Source organism: Bilophila sp. 4_1_30 (assembly GCF_000224655.1).
Lineage (GTDB): Bacteria > Desulfobacterota > Desulfovibrionia > Desulfovibrionales > Desulfovibrionaceae > Bilophila > Bilophila wadsworthia.
Genome location: NZ_JH114232.1, coordinates 688,205 through 696,264, shown reverse-complemented (window position 1 = coordinate 696,264; position 8,060 = coordinate 688,205). Strand labels below are relative to the sequence as shown.

The following is an 8,060-nucleotide window of genomic DNA, read 5'->3' as shown; positions in this document are numbered from 1 at the left end:
GCGAACCTCTTACCCCCCTTGCGCCATGAAAGTGTCCACAACGTCGCCCTTCTTCTCCGTAGCGCTGCTGGTGATATCGATGCTGTCGATCCAGTGCAGCGCGTCGCTCGCCAAGTCCGTTTTTCCGATCATCGGCCCCGAGGCGACGACGGCCCTGCGCCTCATGTTCGCGGCGCTGGTGCTGCTTCCGGTGATGCGCCCGTGGCGGGCGAAGCTCACCCGCAAGCAATGGCTGCCCATCATCCTCTACGGCCTGTCCACGGGCGTCATGAACATGTGCTTCTATCAGGCCATCAGCCGCATCCCGTTGGGCGTGGGCGTGGCGTTGGAGTTCACCGGGCCGTTGGCGATAGCCATGCTCGGTTCGCGCCGCCTCATCGACTTCCTGTGGATTGCGCTGGCCGTCGGCGGTCTGCTCCTGCTGTTGCCCATTCACGAATTTTCCGGCAATCTCGATCCCGTGGGCGTGGCCTTCGCGCTCGGAGCCGGGTTCTGCTGGGCCATGTACATCTTTTTCGGCAAGCGGGCCGGGAACGCCGGAGGCGGCGCATCCGTCTCGCTCGGCATGATCGTCGGGGCCTGCGCCATCCTGCCCTTCGGCGTAGCCTCGGCGGGGACGTCCATGTTCTCCATGTCCGTACTCCCGCTGGCTCTGCTGCTCGGCGTCTTCTCCTCGGCGCTGCCCTATGGGCTGGAAATCGTCGCCCTCAAGCAGCTTCCCGCGCAGACTTTCGGCATCCTGATGAGCATAGAACCCGTCCTCGCGGCCCTGTCGGGCATTATTTTCCTCGGAGAACAGCTCAACGTGGCTCAATGGGTAGCTCTGGCCTGCATCATTGTGGCCTCCATCGGCGCAACACTGACTATCCGCCGCAAGGCCTGACGCGGCGGGCATCCTCAAGGAGAAAGCGATGAAGCTTCCCAAGAAACAGGCCGCCGTGGTCCGCGCCGCCCTTGAAGAATGGCGGGCATCCGGGCTTCTGGACGAAGAAACCGGCAAACGGCTTCTCGACGACCTGACGCCTCTGCCCTTCGACTGGTACAGGCTCGGCCGCTATGCCTTGTGGAGCGCCCTTGCGTGCATACTCATCGGCGTGGCCGCCCTGCTCGGCGACGAACTGTTCCTTGAACTCATCAGCCGCCTTTTCGTCATGACGGAACTGGGGCGCAGCCTGTTCCTGCTCCTTGCGGCGGCGGGCCTGTTCTTCTGGGGCGTACGGCGGCGCAGGAGAGCCCCCCAGAAACGGCTGACCAATGAGGGCCTGTTTTTCCTCGGCGTGCTGGCCATCGCGGGCTCGCTCGCCTCGCTCGCCGCATGGCTTTACGCGTACGGCGGGGAAGACATCGGCTTCCTGAACATCTCCAGCCTGTTCCTGCTTGCCGCCGTCATATACGGCGCGCTCGGACTGCTGCTCGATTCCCGGCTGATCTGGGTTTTCGCCCTGTTCGCGTTCGGGAGCTGGCTCGGGGCCGAAACGGGGTACCGCTCCGGCTGGGGAGCCTATTATCTGGGGATGAACTACCCCATGCGCTTCGTGCTGCTCGGCCTGCTCCTGTGCGGGCTCTCGGTTCTCTTCAAACGCAATGCCCACTGGAGCCGATTGGCGGCCTTCGAACGCAGCACGCTCTCGGTGGGCCTGCTCTATCTGTTCATCAGCCTGTGGATACTGTCTCTTTTTGGCGACTACGGCGACATGACATCATGGTATCACGCCCGCCATATGGAGCTGTTCCACTGGTCTCTCCTTTTCGGAGCGGCGGCCTGTGCCGCCATATGGCTCGGCGTGAAGGACGACGACGCCATGCTGCGGGGGTACGGGCTTGTCTTTTTGGGCCTGAACCTCTACACACGCTTCTTTGAATGGTTCTGGGACAGCCTCAACAAGGGGCTGTTCTTCATCATCGTCGGCCTCAGCCTCTGGGCCCTCGGCGCCCACGCCGAACGCCTCTGGAATCTGGGGAAAAAGCCCTCCTCATCCCCAAAGGATGCCTGACATCATGAGCATGATCACTCTGTTTTCCGCCTTTATGGGCCTGTACGTTATCGTCCGGCTCATCCTGCCTTCCGGCATGAACTGGTCCCTCAAACTTATCCTCAGCCTCTTCGCGTTCGCCTGCGCCGAAAAACTCCTCCTGACCAAACTCGTCTACGGCACGATGGGCGCATTCATGCCCGAGCCCGTGCAGCTCGCCTCCGGCTACCTCCATTCCGCCGTGACCATCCTGTTCCTGCTGCTCGTGGTGCGGGACGCGCTTCTGCTCCTCACCTGGCCTTTCCGCCGTTCCACAAGGCGGCAGCGCAAAATTTTCTACGGGCATAAGGAAAAGAAGCCCGCATCGGGATTCTGGGCCTTCACGCTGGTGCTGCTCGCGCTGGGCCTGTCAGGCTACGGTATGCGGGAAGCCCTGCGGGTCCCTCCCGTGCGTGAAGTCCGTATGCAAGTCCCCGGCCTGCCGGATGCGCTGAACGGATTCCGGATCGCGCAGCTTTCCGATCTGCACATCGGCCCCACGTTCGGCAAGGCATGGCTGACGGACGTGGTGGCCCGCACGGATTCGCTCAACCCCGATCTCATCGCCATCACCGGCGACGTAGTGGACGGCTCCCCGTCACGCCTTGAAGAAGACGTGGCCCCGCTGGCGGATCTCAAAGCCAAGTACGGCGTCATCTTTGTGCCCGGCAATCACGAGTATTACTCCGGGATCCAGCAATGGCTGCCCGTTTTCCAGCGTCTCGGTATGCATGTGCTCATGAACGAAAACACGCAGATCCGGGTTAACGGCACACCGCTCGCCATCGCCGGGGTGACGGACACGGCCGCCCTCAATTGGGGGCTGGAGGGCCCTGATCCCCAAAAGGCGCTCTCCGGCCTCTCCAAAGACATCACCAAACTCATGCTCTCGCACCGCCCCTCGCTCGCACCGGAAAGCGCCAAGGCCGGGGCCTCGCTCCAGCTTTCCGGGCACACGCACGGCGGTCTTATCCTGCCCGTCACTCCCCTCATCGCGGCGTTCAACGGCGGCTATGTCAGCGGACCCTACACCGTGGACGGGATGCCCCTCTACGTCAGCAGCGGATCGGGCCTATGGGGCGGCATACCGCTGCGCCTGTTCGTGCCCTCGGAAATCACCCTCATCACGCTTACCGGAACGGGATTCGACACCAATTGACGCTCTGCGACGTGAGAGAGGGAATCCTCTCACGTCCGCATAGATCGCTTTTTTGCATTCTCTCATAGGCGAACCCTGTCCTTTCGTTGACACCGCAGGATCGGCAGTGCTACCATTCTCGCTTATAAATCAACAACTACCGGGCAGGTAAAAAACGATGACCGATGACGCGCTCACTTCCAGAGCAAACGTTGTCCTGCATCTGGACAACGGAGCAGAGATGCAGTTTTCCGGGCGTCCCTTCGCCGGAGGTTCGTGGTTTGACGACGAAACCGGCGAATTAACACGCCAGAAGCTTTATACCACGGAATCCGGCGAGCATGTTTATTCCATCGTGACCGGCAAGGGGCAGCAGCGCAGCCGCCGGGCCTACCGCGTTTCCCTGCACGGCGAGGCTTGCACCATCAATGACGGGCGCACCGAGATGACCCTCGATCTCGAGATGCTCATGCTCGCCGTCCGGGCCCTCTCCGGCCTTGAAAAGGACGACGCCCCCACCCTCGACATGGTCGAGGAAACCCTCCGCGCCGCGAATTGCTAAAAGATTGGGGAGGGGGAAGGGGCCCTTTTGGAAAAGGCCCCTTCCCCCTCCTCACCCCCCCATCCCCCTAAAACTTTCGACGTTATCGAATCCCTGACGGCGGATCTTCCGCAGGCGTCGGGGACTGCTCTTTCATGAATCTAAAAATGAAGAGTGAGAGTGTGTGTTCTCCATAAGAAATGAAAAAGCGCGCATGGGGCACATCTCTTTACTGCTGAACAGTGTTGAATAATTGGCTAAAGTCCATTCCCAGACCTTTCAAAAACTCTTTTCCCCGGCCTCTCCCTGAAACAACAAAGCCGCCCGGAACCATTGGTTCCGGGCGGCTGTCTCTTTTTTCGCAGGGTTCCTGCGTTTCCCCTTTCCTCAGGAGCACCTCCCGAACTTCCGAACAGGGATTCGATAAAAACGAAAGTCTTGGGAGGGTGAGAGGGGAGTTTGAGGGGGGAGAGGGAACCTTTCTCCAGAAAGGTTCCCTCTCCCCCCTCAATATTCTGCTATTTCTTCTTTTTCTTGCTCTTGCCGCCAAGAAGGTTCTCGACGCCCTTGATGATCTTGTCGCCGATGGACTCCTCAGCACTCGATTCGAACTCGCGGAGCAGTTCTTCCTGACGCGCGGAAAGGTTGGTCGGCGTCTTCACGAGGATCTCGACCAGCAGGTCGCCGTTGCGCTTCTGGTTGAGATAGGGCAGGCCCTTGCCGGGAAGGCGGAGCACCGTGCCGCTCTGCGTGCCTTTGGCAATCTTGAGCTCCAGATCGCCGTCAAGGCCGGGAACCGTGATGGTATGCCCGAGGGCGGCCTTCACGAAAGAGATCTCCCTGGTCAGGACAAGATCCTGCCCCTGGCGGCGGAACGTCTTGTCCTCGTCCACCGAAATGAACACGTACAGATCGCCGTTGGGGCCGCCGTTGGTCCCGGCTTCGCCTTCATTGCGGAGGCGGAGGCGGGTCCCGGTGTCCACACCGGCGGGGATACGGACCGAAAGCTCGCGGGTTTCCTGTACCTGCCCCTTGCCCCGGCATTTGGGGCAGGGCTTGGAGATGGTGTACCCCTCTCCGTGGCAGGTCGGACAGGGAACCACGAACTGGAAAAAGCCCTGCGAATTCCGGACCTGGCCGGAGCCCCCGCACTGGCGGCAGGTTTCGCGGGACGTCCCCGGCGCGGCGCCCGAGCCGTGGCATTCCCCGCAGGTGACCATCCGGGGGATGTTCAGGGTGATTTCCGCACCCCTCGCCGCCTGCGCGAAGGTGATGTTCAGATTGTAGCGCAGATCCGCGCCCGCCGTGGGGCGAGGCCCGCCGCGGCGTGTACCGCCGCCCATGCTGAATCCAAACATATCCCCAAAGATATCGCCGAAATGAGCGAAGATATCTTCGGCGGACCCAAAGCCTCCGAAGTCGCCGTTGTTTCCGACACCGGCGTGACCGAACTGATCGTACCTCGCCCGGCGCTCCGGATCGCGCAGCACTTCATAGGCTTCGGCGGCCTCTTTGAAACGCTGTTCGGCTTCCGGGTTGTCGGGGTTGTGGTCGGGGTGGTTTTGCAGTGCCATCTTGCGGTAAGCCCGCTTGATTTCGTCTTCCGACGCATCGCGGGCTACACCGAGAACTTCATAATAATCGCGTTGGGCCATAGCGGTTCAAATCTTTCCAGACAAAAGGGGCTAGTCGTCCATGTCAGGTTGCGTTTCGCCTGCGGGCATACGATACTGGGACATATCCTCAGGGAAGATCTTTCCGGCGGCGATTTCACGCAGCGCGGTCACAGCTTCCTTGTTGCGCGACTCGACCAGAGGCTCGTAGCCTTCACGGTACTGTCGCACGCGTTTGATCGCCATCTGTACGAGGAGAAACCGGTTTTCGACGCGTTCCTGACAGTCTTCAACGGTGATGCGTGCCATAGTGCAGCCTCCAAAAAAGACGGGCTTCTTCCAATCTCATAACTCTAAGCCCGAAAGCATATTTGTCCAGAGGGGAAAAAACCCGGCATAGTGCATTGTGAAAGAGGCAATCAGTAACCCGCTTCCGGACCACTGTCAACAGGCTACCATACTTACGGCCAATCCGCCGAGCGAAGTTTCCTTGAATTTACAGCTCATTTCGCGTCCCGTTTCAGCCATTGCGGCAATGGCGGCGTCGAGGGAAACCCGCTGTGAATAAGGATCCGTGCCCGAGGTGATCACCGCCGCGTTGTACGCCTTGATCGCGCCCATGGCGTTTCGCTCGATGCAAGGAATCTGCACATATCCCTGCACAGGATCGCAGGTGATGCCAAGGTGATGCTCCAGCGCGACCTCCGCCGCGTTTTCGGTCACCCTGGACCGGTAGCCGCGCGCGTCGGCCACGAACGCCGCCGCCATTGCGGACGCCACGCCGATTTCACCCTGACAGCCCACTTCGGCCCCGGCGATGCTCGCGTTGTGCTTGGCGATGAAGCCGACCGCAGCCGATGCGAGGAACGCTTCACGGATGGCGCGATCGCCTATGAACATTTCATGCCGTAGGGCATACACCAGCGCGGGCATGACCCCGGCGGAACCGCAGGTCGGCGCGGTGACGATGACGCCGCCGGAGGCATTTTCCTCCGCCGTGGCGAAGGCATAGGCATTGATCCGGGTCAGGAACTGGTCCGGCGAGGACTGCATCCGGGAAGCCTGCTGCCACAGCATACGGGCCTTGCGCTGCACCTTGAGCGGCCCGGGGAGCTGCCCTTCGCTGTCCAGCCCCCGCCGGACGCTGCTTTCCATATGATCGATGATCTGATTCAGGGAATAGATGATGCTCGGGCGCGACGCCCCGGTGATCGCCATCTCGTTGTCGAGGATGATCTCGTAAATGTTGAGGCCCTTCTCCTTCACAATGGCGCGCAATTCGGTCATATTCGAATAGCGGTGAACAGGCTCGCCAAGGGAGGGCGGTTCCCAGCCCTTCCACTGGATGAAGCCGCCGCCCACGGAGTAATACTCCTGCGAATGCAGCACGTTGTCTTCGGCGTCCAACAGATCCGCCACCAGCGTGTTGCTGTAAGGAAAATCATGAATGATCGCGTCATGGCTTACGTCGTCGACGCAAACCGACACCTGGCCGTCGCCGAGCGAACGTTTACGGCGCGTATGAGGATCATCCATAAGCTCCTGAAGCAGGCCGGCGGGACAACTTTCCGGGGCCGTGCCGAGCAGACCCGCGACGACGGCGGCATCGGTCCCGTGGCCCGTACCCGTGGCGCTGAGGGAACCGTACAAGCGCACCCGGAAGCGCACGGCGCGCACCAGCAGATCACGCGGCAGCGCGGCGCAGGTTTCCGCGAAATGGTGCCCTGCCTTCATGGGGCCGATGGTGTGGGAACTGGACGGTCCGGGCCCCACTTTGAACAGGTCGAACAACGTGGTATCGATGTATCGCTGAGGCATGGAGATCTCCTGAATCCGGGCCTCCGGGCCCTTGTGTTGGAAGCCTTCGCCGCCCGAAACGGACGGCCCGAAACGCAGCCGGAAAAGCCGCTGATTTTCTCTGATCAAAAAAAGCTGAAAACTCGGCGTGTTGTCCTTGAACCCTAAAAAAAGCTCTTGAACTATCCCACGTTCCTTGTATGGTGTCCCGGCTCATTGAACAACCAATCAAAAATGCGCCCGGTGCGAGCGATCCCCCGCGCATTCAATAACCGCTTTGCGGGGTAGTGAGAAGACGTATGGATTACAGTATCGGAGATTTTTTCAGTTCGGTCATCAAGCTTTTCGCCCTGCTGACGCCTCCCGCGGCCCTGAGCGCCTTCTTGAGCGGGACGCAGACCTACGGCGGACGCCGCAAGCGCCGCACGGCCCTGCGGACGGGGACTGCGGTCTTCATCGTGGGGACGGTGCTGTACTTTTTCGGGGAATCGCTGTTCAGCGTATTCGGCTTCACGCTGGACGCCTTCCGCATCGGCGCCGGGGCGCTCCTGTTCCTGACTTCCGTAGCCCTCATGGGCGAACAGCGCGAGTCCCACACCCCCGACAGCCCTGACGAGGACATCAGCGTGGTCCCGCTCGCCATCCCCATCTGCATGGGCCCCGCCAGCATCGGTACGCTGATGGTTCTCGGCGCGTCGGCCCACAGCATGACGGAACGCATCATCGGTTCGGCCGCCCTTTTTGTTGCTTCGGCGCTCATTACGCTCATGCTGCTCATGGCGAACCATGTGCAGCGCATCCTCGGCAAAACCGGCCTTGCGGTGCTTTCCAAGCTCACCGGCCTGCTTCTCGCCGCCATCGCCGCGCAGGTCGTCTTCACGGGCGTGAAGAACTTCTTGATCGTAGGATAAGGCGGGGAAGAAGATTGGGGAAGGGGAGGGAAAACTTTCTGAAGAAAG

The 8,060-nt window shown here is 61.0% G+C and carries 8 protein-coding genes; 5 read left to right on the top strand and 3 right to left on the bottom strand.

Annotated features, from left to right (window positions below):
- The 4 genes from HMPREF0178_RS09725 to HMPREF0178_RS09710 form a co-directional block, all read left to right on the top strand.
- Nucleotides 1-883: EamA family transporter (locus tag HMPREF0178_RS09725; protein ID WP_009733269.1), on the top strand; the 883-nt coding region annotated here is incomplete at its 5' end.
- A gap of 28 nt (nt 884-911) precedes the next feature.
- Nucleotides 912-1,994 (top strand): hypothetical protein, encoded by a 1,083-nt coding sequence (locus HMPREF0178_RS09720; protein ID WP_009733268.1) that lies wholly within the window; start codon nt 912-914, stop codon nt 1,992-1,994.
- Between the two features lie 4 nt (nt 1,995-1,998).
- Nucleotides 1,999-3,171, top strand: coding sequence for a metallophosphoesterase (locus HMPREF0178_RS09715; RefSeq protein ID WP_009733267.1), 1,173 nt, complete (start codon nt 1,999-2,001; stop codon nt 3,169-3,171).
- Between the two features lie 157 nt (nt 3,172-3,328).
- A complete protein-coding gene (locus HMPREF0178_RS09710) occupies nt 3,329-3,712 on the top strand; it encodes a hypothetical protein (protein ID WP_005028386.1) in 384 nt (127 codons plus the stop codon).
- A gap of 497 nt (nt 3,713-4,209) precedes the next feature.
- Here HMPREF0178_RS09710 and dnaJ read toward each other — a convergent pair whose 3' ends face one another.
- The 3 genes from dnaJ to HMPREF0178_RS09695 form a co-directional block, all read right to left on the bottom strand.
- Nucleotides 4,210-5,346: a molecular chaperone DnaJ gene (gene dnaJ, locus HMPREF0178_RS09705; RefSeq protein ID WP_005028385.1), complete on the bottom strand. Its 1,137-nt coding sequence runs from the start codon at nt 5,344-5,346 to the stop codon at nt 4,210-4,212.
- Between the two features lie 30 nt (nt 5,347-5,376).
- Nucleotides 5,377-5,613, bottom strand: a complete 237-nt coding sequence (gene rpoZ, locus HMPREF0178_RS09700; RefSeq protein WP_005028384.1) for a DNA-directed RNA polymerase subunit omega — start codon at nt 5,611-5,613, stop codon at nt 5,377-5,379.
- Between the two features lie 135 nt (nt 5,614-5,748).
- A complete protein-coding gene (locus HMPREF0178_RS09695) occupies nt 5,749-7,122 on the bottom strand; it encodes an L-serine ammonia-lyase (RefSeq protein ID WP_009733266.1) in 1,374 nt (457 codons plus the stop codon).
- A gap of 278 nt (nt 7,123-7,400) precedes the next feature.
- Between HMPREF0178_RS09695 and HMPREF0178_RS09690 the strand changes: the two genes are divergently transcribed.
- Nucleotides 7,401-8,012 carry a MarC family protein gene (locus HMPREF0178_RS09690; protein WP_009733265.1) on the top strand — a complete coding sequence of 204 codons (612 nt, stop codon included), beginning with the start codon at nt 7,401-7,403 and terminating at the stop codon, nt 8,010-8,012.
- Nucleotides 8,013-8,060 lie beyond the last annotated feature (48 nt).